This is a genomic window from Streptomyces griseomycini (assembly GCF_014203535.1).
Classification (GTDB): domain Bacteria; phylum Actinomycetota; class Actinomycetes; order Streptomycetales; family Streptomycetaceae; genus Streptomyces; species Streptomyces griseomycini.
In genome coordinates this window covers 54,175-69,614 of the sequence record NZ_JACHJI010000012.1, presented here as the reverse complement: position 1 = coordinate 69,614, position 15,440 = coordinate 54,175, and the positions used below count along the sequence as shown (strand labels likewise).

12 protein-coding genes are annotated in these 15,440 nt (G+C 74.3%); 5 read left to right on the top strand and 7 right to left on the bottom strand.

The features are described from left to right. Positions 1 to 91: 91 nt before the first annotated feature. The 6 genes from FHS37_RS28770 to FHS37_RS28745 all read right to left on the bottom strand — a co-directional run bounded on the left by FHS37_RS28770 (position 92) and on the right by FHS37_RS28745 (position 6,920). Positions 92 to 490, bottom strand: coding sequence for an EVE domain-containing protein (locus FHS37_RS28770; protein WP_184826498.1), 399 nt, complete (start codon positions 488 to 490; stop codon positions 92 to 94). A gap of 161 nt (positions 491 to 651) precedes the next feature. Further along, the gene (locus FHS37_RS28765) at positions 652 to 2,310 is read right to left on the bottom strand and encodes an N-6 DNA methylase (RefSeq protein WP_229890174.1); all 1,659 of its coding nucleotides are present in this window, start codon (positions 2,308 to 2,310) and stop codon (positions 652 to 654) included. 313 nt (positions 2,311 to 2,623) lie between these two features. Further along, on the bottom strand, positions 2,624 to 3,679 hold the full coding sequence (locus tag FHS37_RS28760) for an alpha/beta hydrolase (RefSeq protein WP_184826494.1): 1,056 nt from the start codon (positions 3,677 to 3,679) through the stop codon (positions 2,624 to 2,626). A 24-nt stretch (positions 3,680 to 3,703) separates the two neighbouring features. Next, positions 3,704 to 5,350: a phosphodiester glycosidase family protein gene (locus tag FHS37_RS28755; RefSeq protein WP_184826493.1), complete on the bottom strand. Its 1,647-nt coding sequence runs from the start codon at positions 5,348 to 5,350 to the stop codon at positions 3,704 to 3,706. 234 nt (positions 5,351 to 5,584) lie between these two features. Further along, positions 5,585 to 6,019: a hypothetical protein gene (locus FHS37_RS28750; protein ID WP_184826491.1), complete on the bottom strand. Its 435-nt coding sequence runs from the start codon at positions 6,017 to 6,019 to the stop codon at positions 5,585 to 5,587. A 139-nt stretch (positions 6,020 to 6,158) separates the two neighbouring features. Next, complete coding sequence (locus tag FHS37_RS28745) at positions 6,159 to 6,920, bottom strand: Rossmann-fold NAD(P)-binding domain-containing protein (protein WP_221500443.1); 762 nt, start codon at positions 6,918 to 6,920, stop codon at positions 6,159 to 6,161. A gap of 517 nt (positions 6,921 to 7,437) precedes the next feature. Between FHS37_RS28745 and FHS37_RS28740 the strand changes: the two genes are divergently transcribed. The 5 genes from FHS37_RS28740 to FHS37_RS28720 are packed head-to-tail and all read left to right on the top strand — an operon-like array spanning position 7,438 to position 14,864. Then, positions 7,438 to 7,941, top strand: coding sequence for a hypothetical protein (locus tag FHS37_RS28740; protein ID WP_184826489.1), 504 nt, complete (start codon positions 7,438 to 7,440; stop codon positions 7,939 to 7,941). Next, complete coding sequence (locus tag FHS37_RS28735; RefSeq protein WP_229890173.1) at positions 7,911 to 9,335, top strand: hypothetical protein; 1,425 nt, start codon at positions 7,911 to 7,913, stop codon at positions 9,333 to 9,335. The genes FHS37_RS28740 and FHS37_RS28735 overlap by 31 nt, the downstream gene beginning before the upstream one ends. Further along, complete coding sequence (locus tag FHS37_RS28730; RefSeq protein WP_184826487.1) at positions 9,332 to 10,744, top strand: vWA domain-containing protein; 1,413 nt, start codon at positions 9,332 to 9,334, stop codon at positions 10,742 to 10,744. The genes FHS37_RS28735 and FHS37_RS28730 overlap by 4 nt, the downstream gene beginning before the upstream one ends. Before the next feature lie 53 nt (positions 10,745 to 10,797). Then, on the top strand, positions 10,798 to 11,922 hold the full coding sequence (locus FHS37_RS28725; protein WP_184826485.1) for an ATP-binding protein: 1,125 nt from the start codon (positions 10,798 to 10,800) through the stop codon (positions 11,920 to 11,922). Between the two features lie 14 nt (positions 11,923 to 11,936). Beyond that, positions 11,937 to 14,864, top strand: a complete 2,928-nt coding sequence (locus FHS37_RS28720; RefSeq protein ID WP_375372324.1) for a DUF5682 family protein — start codon at positions 11,937 to 11,939, stop codon at positions 14,862 to 14,864. 120 nt (positions 14,865 to 14,984) lie between these two features. Here FHS37_RS28720 and FHS37_RS28715 read toward each other — a convergent pair whose 3' ends face one another. Then, on the bottom strand, positions 14,985 to 15,149 hold the full coding sequence (locus FHS37_RS28715; protein ID WP_184826481.1) for a hypothetical protein: 165 nt from the start codon (positions 15,147 to 15,149) through the stop codon (positions 14,985 to 14,987). Between the last annotated feature and the right edge of the window lie 291 nt (positions 15,150 to 15,440).

Sequence of the window (15,440 nt, the reverse complement as noted above, 5' to 3'; positions counted from 1 at the left end):
GGGCGTCGTGGAGCCGCGTCGCGGCTCGGGCGGGCGCCGGTTCCCAGGGGGAGGCGCCGGCGACCTCGTCGTACGGGCGCGGCAGCGGGGGTCAGAGACCCGCCCGCTCCAGCAGCACCGGCAGGGCCTCCGGTTTCACCTTCTGCACCGACCGCACCTGCCCCGGTCCCAGTTCCTCACGGCCCACCGGGTCGCGGTGCAGGGCCTTCGTCGCCTCGGTCAGCAGGGTCACGGCCACCAGGAACGGGACGTCGGGGTCCTCGGGCTCCTCCCGGGGCTCCTCGTCGACCTCGGCCACCGCGGCGACCGCCGGCTCCGGCTGGGTGAAGAAGAACCAGAGGCGGTCGCCCGGCCGCATGCGGTTGCGGCGGCTGAGCCAGAGCTCCAGTTCCGGCTCCTCCTCCGCCAGTCGGCACATCGTCTCCCTGTCGGACGGCTCCCCGTCCAGCGTGTCCCTGTGCGGATTGAGGACGTAGATCCAGTCCGCCACGGCTTCCCCCTCGGTCAGGGCACTCGACCCGTACATCCGCACGACGTGCGGCGCCCCATGATGCCAGGCCCCCGGGAATCGTGCGCACGCATTTTCGAGAACTGGCCGCTTCGGTAGGCACGCCGGCGGCACGCGATGTGCCGCGCGAGCGTCCTGTCCCGTCAGTCGCCGGGCTTCAGGGCGCCGTTGCTCAGTCCGTCCCGGGCCAGTGCGGCGATCTGCCTGCTGAGCTCGGCCACCCTCCGCGACCGCTCCTCGAACTCCCTCAGCGCGTGGAACGCGGCCCCGTAGCGGCGCTGTGCGGCGATGTCCATCTGGGGGATGCGGGCGCCCTTGCCGTCGAAGCGGAAGGTGCCGCTGGCGGTGGTGGAGCGGCGGCTGTTGGCGGCGCTGTGCAGGAAGCCCTGGAGGAAGTCCGTGTCGAGCTGGTCGCTGACCGAGACCGGTTCCGGGTCCGCGTGCTCGACCAGTCCGGCCCTGATCAGGTCGGCGACGCTGATACTGGCCCCGTCCAGGGCACCGGGTCCCTCGCCGGCGACCAGGGCGGGCAGCAGTTCGCCCAGGCGCCGCACCTGCTCGGCCAGTTCGCGGTGCAGTGCGTCGTACTCGGCGACGTAGTCGCGGTGGGACTCCGTGACGTGGCGGCCCGGGGTGAGGTCCACCAGATCGTCCAGCAGGTCGATCTGGGCGACGTCGGTGACCTGCTCGGGGCGCGGCTCCAGGGGGCCGTCCGGGTCGTTGGCCGTCAGGTCCACCATGCGCACGGTGGTGGCGACGTCGTCCGGTGTCCGCGGTCGCCGCAGGTGCCACAGGTGGACGGGGAGGGCGTGCGCGGCGGCCGTGCCCGGGGCCAGCGCGGTGACCTGGGTCAGGATGCCGCGGCGGACGAGTTCGGCGCGGATGCGGCGGCCGGCCTTGCGGTAGGCGACGGAGGCGGGCATCACCATGACGACCCGGCCGCCGGGCGCGGTGTGCGCGTAGGCGTGCTGCAGCCAGGCGAGCTCGCCCTCGGCGCGGGAGGGGGTGCCGAGTTCCCAGCGCGGGTCGAGGAGCAGGTCCTCCCGCCCCCAGTCGGTGTCGCTGACCGGCGGGTCGCAGACGACGAGGTCGGCCTTGAGGTCCGGCCACCGGTCGGCGCGCAGGGAGTCGCCCTGCCTGACCTCCATGTGGGCCGGCTCCGCGAGTTCGGCCCTCCGCTGCGCGAACCGTGCGCTGCGGGCGTCCACCTCCTGGCCGTACCGCCTGGCGTCCCGTGCGGCGCCGACGGCGAGCAGGAGGGTGCCGATGCCGCAGGCGGGATCGAACAGCACCGCGTCGGCCGCCACGTCACCGGCGCCGTGGCGGACGGCGCGGACCACGCGGGGCGAGGTCACCTGCTCGGATCCGGCGCGCCGCACGGACTCCGTGAACCGCTCGGCCAGGCCGTTCACCACGTCGGCGGCAGAACGTTCCTCCGCCATCCGGCGGGCCAGCTGGACCGCTCGGTCGGGCAGCGCCGACGGCTTCTCGTCCCCGGGCGCGGCGAGGGTCTGCGCGACGTCCGCGAGCCCGCCGAGGATGTCGTCGCCGTAGGTCCCGCGCAGCACCTGCCACAGGTGGACCTCTTCGGTGACGTCCTGCCCCTTGTGCTGCTTGTCCAGCCACGCCTGGACCTCGGCCAGGTCGAACAGGGGGCTGTTGGCCCCGCCGCCGGCCGGCGCCGGGAAGTCGTCGTACCGCCGCCTCCAGTTCGACACGGCGGCGCGGGTGACGCCCGCGATGCGGGCGATCTCGGAACCGGTTACCAACGGGTTCGTCGGAGTGGCCGGGGTCTGTGGCATACCGCCTACCGTACACAGCGCGGCGTCCGGCATCAACGAAGGACGGACGTTGACGACGTCAACGATGTGTGAGGACTTCGGGTCGCCCGCGGTCCCGGCGCCCGTGGAACGCCCCCGGGCCGTCAGGTGACGGCGGGCGCGGCGACGGCGTGGGCGGTGTCGGGGAAACCGCCCCGGTGCGGTGGAGGACCGGCCGAGGACGGGGGCCCAGCCGCCCGGCACCGGGCTGACGCACACCCGGGCGTAGGCGGCGCAGGTGTCGTGTTCCCGCTGCCGGGACCGGGCACCGGCCCGCCCCCGGGAGGGGCGGGGTTCAGCCGTCGGTCCGCAGGGCGCCGAGCAGCATCGGCAGGGAGGCGTGCAGCTCACGCTCCCAGTACGCCCAGCCGTGGGTTCCCGGGCCGTAGAAGTGGGTGGTCAGGTGCTTCGCGCCCACGCGCTTCAACTCGGCGGCGAGGGCGTGGTTCTGCCGGTTGAAGTCGGCCTCGAGGGCGCTCGTGCCGCCCGGCGGGTCCAGGGGGCCGGTGGTGCCGTCACCGCAGGACAGGTACACGGGCACCGACTTGAGCCGTCCGGCCAGGTGGAACGGGTCGTGCGCCCGCCAGATGCGGCGCTGGGCGACCGGGTCGCCCCAGACGCGCAGGGGGTCGTCGCCCTGGCCGGCGAAGAAGCCCATGATGCGGTCGACCGACTCGTCGTTCAGCAGCGGGTGGGCCGAGCCGGAGTAGGCGGCGGCCGCCTTGAACATCCCGGGGTGCCGGGCGGCGTAGAGCAGGGCGCCCTGGCCCCCCATGGACAGGCCGGCCACGACGCGGTCGCGGCCGGCTCCCCAGTCGCGCTCCAGGAGGTGCCGCAGTTCCACGGTGTGGAAGGTCTCCCACGCGGGGTCGCCGCCCCGGCCGTGGTTCCACCAGTCGCTGTACCAGCCGTTCCAGCCGGCCTCGGGCATCACGACGAGGACGTCGCGCAGGCCGTCGGTCTCCGCGACGTCGGTCCTGGCGGTCCACGAGGTGTAGTCCCCGCAGCAACCGTGCAGGAGCCAGAGGGTCGGCCAGTGCCGGCGCCGGTCGTCGGGGTTCCAGCCGTCGGGGGTGAGGAGGCGGACCTTGACCGTCCGGCCGCCCAGGGCCGTCGATCGCACCGACAGGTCGACCTGCCGGTCCGCGACCCGGGTGACCGCGACGACCTCGGCTCCGCGCGGCTTCGGCGAACGGGAGGCGTCGGCCGTCTCCCCCGCGGCGGTGGCCGCCGGAGGTGCCCCGGGCGGGGCGGCGAGTGCCGGCGCGGTCGGGGCGAGGGCGAGGAGTGCTGCGGCGAGGACGAGGAGGACACGGGATCGGAGGAAGGTCGGAACGGCGGTCGCGGACACGGCGGCTCCCTGCGGTGCGGTCCGTCACTGCGTGGACGGTTCGGCCGGGCTGGGTCGGTTCGTGCGGGGCAGGACCAACAAGGCGTCCCCCACGGGGCGTTCACCGGCGGCGTCGGACGGGTCGTTGACGACGTCGCCGTCGACCACCATGGTGGTCGAGCCGCCGCCGTCGAGGTTGACCGCGTCGCGCAGTCCGAGTGCCCGGGCGATCCCGGCGCTCTCGACGATGCTGAGCCCGAGTGCGTCGGTGCTGCGTCCGTCGGCGGTGACGAGCACGGTGCGGCCGGCCGCGTCCACCCCGGCCAGCGTGCGCGGGTTGCGCTTGTGGACCCAGCCGTAGTAGAAGCTCGGGTCGTCCGGGTGCACCATGCCGTCGGTGGCGGGAGTGACGTGGAGCCGTCCGTCGCGGACCAGTTCGGGGCCGGCGTTCAGGATGTCGGTCCCGGGTGAGGGGGAGACCCGGCGTCCCTGCCGGTCCCGCAGGGTCGTCCCGACGCGCAGGGGGGCGCCGACGTGCGCGAGACCGGTCAGCTCGGCGACGCGCCGGCCGGTCGCCTGGACCGAGCCGCCGCCGGGCGGGAGGGGTCCGCCGCGTGGTGAGCGCAGCTCGACGACGCGGTCACGGGCGTCCAGCACGGCTTCGAGTCCCTCGCCCTGCGGCGTGCGTCGGCCGTAGTCGGGTGTGAAGGCGACGAGTTCGTCGGCGTTGGTGCAGGTCACGTCGTGCAGGGGCGAGGAGGTCGGGAGGTCGCCCGGTCCGCCGCCGCAGTTCCTGATCAGACCCGGTACCCGGTTGACGCCGCTCAGGCTCAGCGAGGTGTCCCGGCCGATGACCCGTCCCCGCCAGGTGAACCGGGTGACCTCCGTCCGCCGGCCGTTGTCGTGGATCACCAGGCCGGGGCGCCCGCTCACCGGCTCGCTCAGCAGGCGTCCGTCGTACACGCCCACGCCGGCCGGGTCCCCCGGGGCGCCCGCCCGGGGGTCGAGGACGAAGAAGCCGGCGTTGACCGCCGCGGTCGCGCCCGCGGCGTCCGACAGGGCGCTGGTGGTCTCCCGGTTCTCCAGGTCCGGGCCGTACGACGCCTGGAGGCTCCCGCGGAACCGGCGCGGGTCGACGGTGAGCACGTCGACGCGCCAGGGGCCCCTGGCCGTGGGATCGCCGTCCCAGCCGGTGTACACGGCGGTCCCCGTGTACCCGGCCGCCCTCAGCCGGGTTCGTTCGGATGCCGCGGCGGACTGCGAGCCGAACGCTCCGACGCGGACCCGCCATCCGAGCGTGCCTCCGGCGTAGTCGGCCGTCTGCGGTGTCGTCACCTCCTCGACCCGGGCCCGGAAACCGTCCCGCTCGAGTGCGGCGGCCAGTTCGTCCGCGCTCGCCTCGTCCTTCAGGGCGGTCGGCGGCGCGTCGGGGTCGGGGGAGGTGTCGCCGCCGGGGACGGCGACCTCGACCGTCCAGCGGAGGGCCGGGTCCTCGCCACCGCGCACGATGCGGGTGAGGGTGACGCCCGGCTGCAGGGTCGTCGTGGTACGGGTCTCGGTCAGGTCGGAGGGGCCCAGGGGCAGTGCGGACCGGCCTGGCCGCGGGTCCGGGGGCGCCGCCTGCGCCGACGGCACGCCCATGGTGACGAGGACGCCGAGGGCGACGCCCGCACCGCACAGTCTCTTCTTCATCGGCACCGTCCGGAAGGAGGGGTGGGGGGATGCGACCGTGGTCCGTCGGTGCGTGTCCCGGGGGCGCGTCGCGGACGGGCCGAGGACCGGGTACGGCCATGCGCCCTCCCTCCCCCTTCCCGCCTCGTTCCGGCACGGCTGTGGGCAGCCGACCGACGCACCATGCACAACTACCGACCGGTTCCGGATCGCGTCAAGGCGTGGGGGAGGATCACCGTCACGGCCAGGTGCGGGTCAGGTGTAGGGGAACTCCTCGGACGCCACCTCGACGACCTCCTCCACCTGCAGGAAGGCGCAACTCACCGTCCCGGACCGGGCGATGAACATGTCGGGCACATGCGACTCGTAGAAGCGGAGGTACCCGATGGGGCCCGGGGTCGTCGTCCGCTCACCGAGCCACTGCACGATCCTGCGCAGATCGTGGAACCCGTCGGGATGCGCTTCCTGCCGCACGGTCAGCGACCACTCCCCGTGGGCCTGGCGCAACTCCGCCACCTGAAGGCCCCCGATGCGCCGGGCCGGCCCCCGGCCGTCCCACAGGGGACATTCGTACCCCTCGTCCTGCCGACCGCCTTCCTCCGCCAAGTGCCATCGCAGCAAGGCGAGTTCGTCGGGCGTGAGGGAGCCCGGCAGGTCGAGCGCGAGCTGGAGTTCGTAGCTGTCGGCCATGATCGGAGGTTACTCGCACCGTCGGGCGCCGCCCGGTGCGAGGGGGCGCCCGTGCCGAGCGCGCCCACGGTGCCCGTGCCCGGCGCCGTCGGCGCTCCCGCGGGGTGCGCGGGTCGTCGCGGTCGTCAGGGGAGGCGTCTCACCGCTGCCCGCCGGGCCGTCCGGTCGCCGCCCGATCCGCCGGGGCGAGCCGGCTCGTCCCGGCGTCCGGGACCGTTCCGCCGTCCGGGACCGTTCCGCCGTCCGGGACCACGTCCGTCCCGGCCGTGTACGCGGCGGTGAACCGTTCGGCGGCCTCCCAGAGCTCGCCTTCGCGCCGCTCGTCGTAGGACTCCTCCGACGAGCGGTCCACCCGGTCGCGGTCCACGTAGGAGCCGGTCGGCGCCCGGAGGGTGCCGAGGACGACGTCGGCGAGCCGGCGGCCCGCGGCCTCGCGGCCGGTGGCGAACGGGGTGAGGGTCAGCACCGGCAGGACGCGCCGCATCGCGAACCGGGCGACGGGGCCCGCGTTGCGGGCGAGGCCGGTGCCGGGCACGAAGCCCGGGTTGTAGGCGACGGCGTCGATCCCCGCCGGCAGCCGGCGCGCGTACTCGTGGACGAGGTGGACGGCGGCCAGCTTGCTCGTCGAGTACGCGGTGCGGCCGGCGGCCGCGGTGTGCGGCTCGGGGAAGGCGCCCGTGCGGGCGAGGACGTCGGGGGACCGCCAGACGGGGCCGGGCACCATGCCCATGTTGTGCCGGAAGTCACCGAAGTGCGTGTCGCTGACGGTGATCACGATCCGGGCGGGAGCGGTGAAGCGGTCCTGGAGCAGGCGGACGAACAGGTGGTGGGCGAGCACGTTGACGGCGAAGGTGGCCTCGAACCCGTCGGGCGTCTCGGTGAGCGCGTCGGTGTACTGCATGCCGGCGTTGCCACGGGCGGCCGCACCGCTCCCGCGCCCTCCTGACCCCGTCCGGCTCGCCCCCTCCGGCCCCGCGCCGGATCGTCCGCCCGACCGGCTCGCCCCCTCCGGCCGGACGACGTCGGCCGGTGTCGCCGCCGCCCGGGCCGCGAGGACCGTGCCGGCCGTGTCCCCCCTGCCGCTCGGGGGCCCGCCGTTCCGCACGCCGCCGAGCCCGTCCCCTCCCCCGCCGCAGCAGCCCCCGCCGGGCAGCGTCCTCGCCCGTCGGACCGCCACGTCACGAGGGCGCGGGGCCCCGGGACGCGGGCGACGGCGAAGGTGACCGGCGCCCGCTGCCCGACACGCGTCAGCGGCAGGTGGCGACGCGTCCCGCCCTCCCCCGGGGCCCGCCGTCCCGGAGCCCGCCCCCACGACCGTCCTCCCGCGCCGGCGGCGTTGTCAGTGGCCGCCGATAGGTTCGATCACGTTCCGCCGGAGTGGCGTGGACGTCCCCCTTCGCCTGCATGGGAGTGGTGTGTTGTCGGTCAGGGAGAAGTCGAGCACGGCGCGGGTGGTGCCGTCCGCGCGACCGCGGAAGCTCGCCAAGGTGCCGTTCGTCGAGTTGACCGACGGGCGGTTGCAGGGTGTCGTGTCCAGCGGGTCGGACATCGGGCGGGTGTACGTGTCGTCCGTCGAGGCGGGGTCGTACGCGTTCGCGTGCAGCACCAACAACAACCGGCCCTGCGGCGGTGCGCGGGGACGGTTCTGCAACCACATACGGGCGCTCGCCTCCGAGGCCGTGCTGCAGTACGGCGTCGAGCGGGTGACCCGCTACCTGAAGGTCGAGGTCGGCGGGGAGGCACCCGACGGGGACGACGTCTCCCACGCGATGGCCGCCACGCGGCCCGTGAACAGCGACGGTTCGGCGGCGGCCCAGGTGTTCAGCCGGTTCCTGCGGCACCTGGCCTACCTCGAGTTCGCGCCGACGACCGCTCCGTTGCCCGAGATGCAGTGGTTCCCGACGACGAGGGCGGTGGCGTGATGCGTGCCGACCTGCTGAACGACCCCGTCGACGGACTCGACGAGGCCCTCGCGGCCGTGGACGGGTTCGACGGGGTCCTCGTGGACGGCCTGCTCCGTCCGCAGCCCGCGCAGGCCGTCGGGCTGGCCGGGCTCGCCGAGGCCGTCGCCGGGTCGCCGCTGGCCGGACGGGTCGCCGAGGCCGCGGAGAAGGCGGCCGCGGGGGCGGCCGGCGAGGACCACTTCACGGCGCTCGCCGCCGCGCGCACCGCGCTGCTCGGTTCCGTGCACGACGCGCTCGTCGCGCGGGTCGAGGAGGCCGTCGGACGGCCGGATGCCGAGGAGAGCGGCACCGCTGCGGCCGACGGGACGGACCACGCGGCCAATCTGCATGCCGCCGCCCGGAGCTGGCTGTGCGACCTGGCGCGGGCCGGGTGGCACGGCATCGACCACGAACTGGTCGCCGGGGCCGCACCCGTCGTGTCCGCGATGCTGCCGGAACCGGGGCTGCGCCGCCCGGCCACGCTGCTCGACGGCTTCGCCGCCGAACTCGCCGCCTGCTGCCCCGGCGCGACCCTGAAGGACGTTCCCGTGCGACGGTGGGCCGACCTGTGGTCGCGCGCCGTGCTGCTGACCCTGCCCGGCGCGGCCTCCGCCCCGGTGGTCGGCGAGGCGACCGGGCGTCTGCTGCCCCTCGGTGTCGACGTCCAGGAGCACGCCACCGCCGTACAGGCGCAGGTGCACGCGGTGCTCGAACCCGCGGACGGCGGCACGCCGAGACTGGTGCGGGCCTCGGTGTCCGCGCCGAAGCCCGACACCGTCGTCGGGGCGGGGCTGTGGCAGCTGCTCCGGCCGCACCTGTCCCTGCTGGGCGCCGTGAGCGAGGGGCGCGCCGTGGACCTCGACGCGATGCCCGTCACCGCTGAGGGCGATCTGGTGTGGGACGACGCACGGGCCCGCACGGGCGAGCCCGCCGAGGTCTTCGCCACCGCGCGGGTGGCGCTGCCCGCCGCCTCCGCCTTCGCGACCGCTCCGCTCGACCGGCATCCGGCCCGGATCGCCGTGCCCGTCCTGCTGGAGGGGTACGGCGTGGAGGAGGACGAGGACGGGCCGGCGTTCCTGGTCGCCGGGCAGCGCCTCGCCGTCGACACCGACCGCGTTCCGGTCGCCGGTCCGCTCACCCCCGAGGCCGTCGCCTCGTCCGGTGCGTGTGTCGGACTGCTCCGCTGGGACGCCGGGGAGTTCCTGGTCCAGCCGCTCGCCGTGGAGCGGACGGTGCGCGGGAAGACCGTCGCCGTGCACGCCGGGGCCTGGGCCGGCGGTACGACGGACAAGGCCGGCGTGCGCGCCGAGAAGGCCGCCACCGACGCCGTGGGAGTACTGCGCGAACGCGCCGGAAAGCTGCTGCGGAAATGAGCGGGCCGACCATCGCGGGAACCCCCGCGCCCGATCCGGACGAGAACCGGCGACAGGTGCTGTACTGGCGCCTGCTGGCCCGGCTCTTCGACCCCGAGGAGCAGGCCGGCCTGGAGTCGGCGAGCCTCGCCGTGGTCGAGGACATCGGTCTGCCGGCCGCGCTGCTCGACCCGCAGGCGTCCGTCGACTCCGTGGTGCAGCGGCACCCGGAGCTGGCCGCCGAGTTCGACGGGCTGATGACGCCCGAGCCGGACGAGGACGGTGTGCGTGACCGGGCCGCCGAGGTGCGGCGCGCGGCGCTCGCGTCGAAGGTGCTGCTGAACGTCTTCGCGTCCGGCTCCGGTGCCGTCACCGCCGAGCAGCTGGCGCGCTGGCAGTCCGACGCGGGCCAGCTGGAGCGGGCGCTGGGCTGCCGCCCCGGCGAGCTGCGCGGCGGGCGTCCCCGGGGAGCCGGAGGGGGCGTCAGCCCGACCGGCACCGGTCACGGCGGGCCCGCGCCCGACCTCGGCCGCCTGATCCCCGGGATCGGGCCGGAGCTGGGCTCCATCGAGGCCGGTCTCGTCCGGCGCATGCGTCTGCGCGAGGTGCTGGCCGATCCGGCGCTGGCCTCCCGGCTGACGCCGAGCATGTCGCTGATCGAGCAGTTGCTGCGCGACAAGGACAACCTCTCCGGCGTCGCCCTCGCCAACGCCAAGGCGCTGATCCGGCGTTACGTCGACGAGGTCACCGAGGTGCTGCGCACCCAGGTGGAGAAGGCCACGGTCGGCGAGCTCGACCGGTCCGTCCCGCCCAAGCGCGTCTACCGCAACCTCGACCTGGACCGCACCGTCTGGAAGAACCTCACCAACTGGGACCCGGAGGAGGAGCGGCTCTACGTCGACCGCCTCTACTACCGGCACACCAGCCGAAAGACGACGCCCCAGCGACTGATCGTGGTCGTGGACCAGTCGGGCTCGATGGTCGACTCGATGGTCAACTGCACCATCCTGGCGTCCGTCTTCGCCGGCCTGCCGAAGGTGGACGTCCACCTGATCGCCTACGACACGCAGGCGCTGGACCTCACGCCCTGGGCGCACGACCCGTTCGAGACGCTGCTGCGGACCAAGCTCGGCGGCGGCACCGACGGCACCGTCGCCATGGCGCTCGCCCAGCCGAAGATCGCCGAGCCGCGCAACACCGTCGTGGTGTGGATCTCCGACTTCTACGAATGGCGCACCGACGAGCTGTTCGAGAGCATGGCCGCCGTCCACCGTTCGGGGGCGAAGTTCATCCCGGTGGGTTCGGTGACCAGCTCCGGGCGCGGCAGCGTCAACCCGTGGTTCCGGGAGCGGTTCAAGGACCTCGGCACGCCGGTGATCTCCGGCCACATCAAGAAGCTCGTGCACGAGCTCAAGACGTTCCTCACCTGATCACCGAGCGCGTCCTCGCCGTGATCAACACCGTACGGAAAGGCCTTCCCCTCATGTCCGACCTGCTGCGCGCCCCCGCCGAGATCAAGTACGCCGAGGAGCTCGACTGGCTGGAGTCGATCGACGACAGCCCCAAGCCGTTCTCGTGGCGGCTGTCCCCGAAGATGGTCCGCCTGTTCGTCCTCGGCTCCGAGCGTGCCGACGGCCTGGACCGGGAGGTGTCGCAGAAGTGGTTCGGCGACCGCAGCTTCGTGGAGCGGTCGATCGTCACCCTCGCCTCCGACCGCGGTCTGCTGCTCATCGGTGACCCCGGCACGGGCAAGAGCTGGCTGGCCGAGCTGCTGTCCGCGGCGATCTGCCGCAACTCCACGCTGGTGGTGCAGGGCACGGCCGGCACCACCGAGGACCACGTCAAGTACTCCTGGAACGTGTCCATGGTCATCGCCAAGGGCCAGTCGCGGGAGTCGATGATCCCCTCGCCGATCATGACCGCGATGGAGGCCGGCGCCATCGGCCGCTTCGAGGAGCTGACCCGTTCCACGAGCGACGTCCAGGACGCGCTGATCTCGATCCTGTCCGAGAAGTACATCTCCGTCCCCGAGCTGGAGAGCGGCGGCGGTGACGCCAACATCGTCTTCGCCAAGCCCGGCTTCTCGATCATCGCCACGGCCAACAGCCGCGACCGGGGCGTCAACGACCTGTCCTCCGCGCTCAAGCGCCGCTTCAACTTCGTCCGCATCCCGGTCGTGACGAACAAGAAGAGCGAGGCGGAGATCGTCCGCTTCCGCACCGAGGAGCTGCTGCGCCGGCACTCGATCGACCTGGACGTGCCGCCGACGCTGCTGGACGTGCTGCTGCAGAGCTTCGCGGACCTGCGCGCGTCCGCCGCGGCGGCCGGCAGCGACGACGAGAAGCTGGAGTCCGCGCTGTCGACGGCCGAGCAGATCGGCGTGCTGGAGGACGCCGTCCTGCACAGCAACTTCTTCGGCGAGCGCACCCTCACCGCCCGCACCCTCGCCTCCTCGCTCGTCGGCTCCCTCACCCGCCGCGAGCCCGAGGACCTGGCCATCCTCAACAAGTACCTGCACGGCGTCGTCGAGCCCCGCAGCAAGGAGGAGGGCGGCTCCTGGCCCGAGTTCCTCGAGGGCGGCCGCGACGCGATCGCCACCCTGTCGTGAGCGGGACGAGCGAAGTGAGCGGATCCCACGAGAGCACGTTCACCGCGCTGCGCGGGCAGCTGCAGGAGGCGGCGGCCACGTTCGCGGGCGGCCCCGACGCCCTGGAGAGCATCCTCCTCGGCATGGTCGACGACGTCGACCGCGCGGTGCGCGAACCGCTGGAGATCTTCCCCGTCTGCCACCACTCCCCCGCCTCGGCGCTCGCCATGGCCCGCCGGCTGCGCGAGAAGCAGCCCAAGGTCGTCTACCTGGAGCTGTGCGAGGACATGGCGCCGCTCCTGACCGAGCTGCGCAACTGCCGGCTGCCGGTGGCGGTGCAGGCGTTCGCCGGGGACGTCGACGGCTTCCCCGCCGAGTGGGCGCCGCTGTCGGTCGTCGCGCCGATCACCGAGGCGTCCGCCGAGTACCAGGCGATCGCCTACGCGCTCGACACCCCGGGGGTCGAACTGGTCCTGGTCGACCGGTCGTCGGACCACGTCTTCCAGTGGGACAGCCGGGGCGAGCGGACGGCGGAGCCCGCGGCGGAGGACGGCGGGGGCGAGACGCCCGAGGCGGAGGCCGCACTGCACGGTGAGGCCGTCGGCGTCGAGATCGGCGACCTGCGGCCGCGCTTCGCCGAACTGGAGGAGCACCTGCTGCGCCACGGCAGGGTGCGGCACTGGTCGGAGTGGTGGCACCAGTACGTCGAGGTGCCGCTCGGCGACAGCGACCACGACACCTACCGCCAGGTCATGTTCCTCATCGGCAGTCTGTTCCGGCGGCTCGCCCCCGGCGACGGCGCCCGGGTCCGGGTGGACGAGGACCGCGAGCGGTACATGTGGACCCGGATGCGCGAGCACCTGGCGGCGACCGGCACGGACCCGGAGGACTGCCTGTACGTCTGCGGCGCGTTCCACGCGGCCAGCCGGGTGGAGGAGTTCGGCGTGCACGGCGGCACCGGCACGTTCACCATCTCCCCGCGCACCGCCACCACCTGGCAGTACGGGCTGATCCCGTCCAGCCACGCGGCGATCGAGGCGCAGTTCGGCCTCGCCGCCGGTTCGGTGTCGATCGCCTCGGCGGAGTGGCAGAAGGCGCTCGAGCGCACCCGTGTCCAGCCGTACCGGCTGGCGGGCCAGGCGGGAGCGAGGAAGTCCGCGGCGAAGAGGGTCCGGGGCGCGCGGGCGGCGGTCCCCCCGCAGGAGCCCCCGTCCTCGGACCGGCTGTCCGGGTTCCTGCGCCGGCCGCCCGTCCTCGACGCCCTGGACGAGGCCGAACTGCTCGGCTGGTCGGTGGAGATCGTGCGCGCGGCCCGGCGCAACGGCTACCTCGCCTCCACCGCCGACGCCATCGCGGTCTTCGAGACGTCGATCCTGCTCGCCGGGATGCGGGACCGGGCCAAGCCCACGCCGTACGACTTCCAGGACGCGGCGGTCACCTGCATCGAGAAGGACAGCGTGCCCGGGCGGCGGGACGTGCGGCGGCTCGTCGAGATCATGATGGGCGGCGACCGGATCGGCCGGGTGGGCTACGAGGCGCTGCCGCCGCTCGCGCGCGACGTGTACGACCGGCTCGCGCCGCTGGAGCTGAAGCTGCAGCAGCGCGGCGTGCAGCGGGCCCTGCTGGACATGGCCTCGCGGCCGGAGCTGCGGGCGTGCTCCGACGTCCTGTGGATGCTGCGGCGGCTGATGCCGCACGGCGCGGCCCGGCCGATCATGGGCGAGCGGCGGCTCGGCGAGCGGTCGATCCAGGAGTCGTGGGACCTGGCGCTCGGCACCCACCAGCGGGCCCTGATCGAGCTGGGCTACGAGGGCGTCAGCCTCGAGCAGGTGCTGGAGCAGCGGCTGCGGCGCGAGGCGTACGGACCGCAGGCGACCGCGGCGACCGTACTCGCCGCGGTCGAGGACGCGACCCTGTACCTGGGCAGCCGCCGCCTCGCCGACGAGCTCGGCACGCACGCGCTGAAGGTGCTCGCCGCCGAGCGCAGCGTCGACGGCGCGCCGGAGGTGCTGCGCCGGGTGCGGAGACTGCTGGCCCACTACCGCACCAGCGAGCCGGTGCTGCCGCAGTGGATCGAGTCCTTCGCCAAGACCGGTTACGCCCACTACTGCACGCTGCTGCCGACGGCGTTCCGGGACGAGGACGCGACGGTGGGGCAGGTCGCGGCGATGCTCGGCTTCCTGTTCTCCATGGAGAGCCTCGCGCTGTCGCTGGGCTGCGACCGGACCCAGCTGGAGCTCGCGGTCGCCCAGTCGCACCCCGACGACCCGTCGAGGACGGCGCTGCTGTGGGCGGCGCAGGTGCAGCTCGGCACGCTGTCCCGGGCCGAGCTGCGGGCCCGGTGCGCCGCGCTGCTGGACAACCCGCTGGTGGTGCCCGCCTACCCGCGCTACCTCAGCGGCTTCGTGCACGCGCTGGAGCCCGTGCCGGGGCTGGCGGACGTGGTCGTGGAGGCGGTGTCGAACGCCTTCGGCCGGCTGCCGGACGCGGTGCTGCTGCCGTGGCTCCCGCTCCTGATCACCACCCTGCGCTCCGGCGCCGCGGACCTCGCCCCGCTGATGGTCCGCGAGGCCGGGCGGATCTTCCCGGGCCGGCTGGAGGCCCTGGACGCGTGGGTGCCGCCGTGGCGGGCCCCGCAGGCGGACCCGTTCGGCGGCCGGCGGGCGGAGTCCGGGAGCCGGGGCCCCCGGGGCGCCGCGCTGCTTCCGGCCCATCCGGCGACCTGCGACGCGGTGGCGGGGCTGCTGGGCTGTGCGGAGGGGTGGGCGGAACCCGGTGCCCCGGCCCCGTCGGGCGCGGCGCTGCTGTCCGCCCACCCGGCGGCGTGCGACGCGGTGGCGGAGCTGCTGGGCTGTGACGGTGACTGGGTGGTGACGGCTGGTCCGTCCCCGTCGGGCGTCGCTCTCATGACGCACCATCCGGCCACGTCGGAGGCCTTGGAGGCACTGCTGGCGCGCGCCTGACGGCGTCGGCCGGGCCCCGGATCCCCGGGCCCGGCCCCGCCTTCCCGTCCGCTCCCCGCTGACCCCTCGTCGGCTCTTCGTCGGTCAGGACGGTCGCTTCCGGTTCGCCGGACGGTCCTTTCAGCCGTAACAGGCCGGCAGGGGCTCCAGGCCCTCCGGCAGCCCGTACCTGAGGACCGCCGTGTACGCCTCCGCGATGTCGCAGCCCTTCTCGAACCACGGGAAGGCGAACAGGCTCCAGAACGCGAAGACGGCAACGAGCGTCCGACTCGCCTTCTTTGTCATGTACAGATTATTCCGTCCCGCGCAGCGGAACATGCCGTGCCGCCTCCGTTCCGCTCGACGGGGCGGCCGCCGCTCCGGCCCACGCCACCCCGTCCGCTCCCGCGTCCGTGCGGCTCTTCCCTCCCCGCCGGATGACGGTCCGGCCACCGGGGAGCGGTTCCCCGACGGCCCTCAGGGCCTGTTCCGGCACCGGATGCGGTCCGGCACCGGAAGGACCCGCCGGAACCCACTGACGGTCAGTCGGCCACCGCTCCCGTCCGCCTCCCGTCGGAGCTGACGGAGCGGGACGGG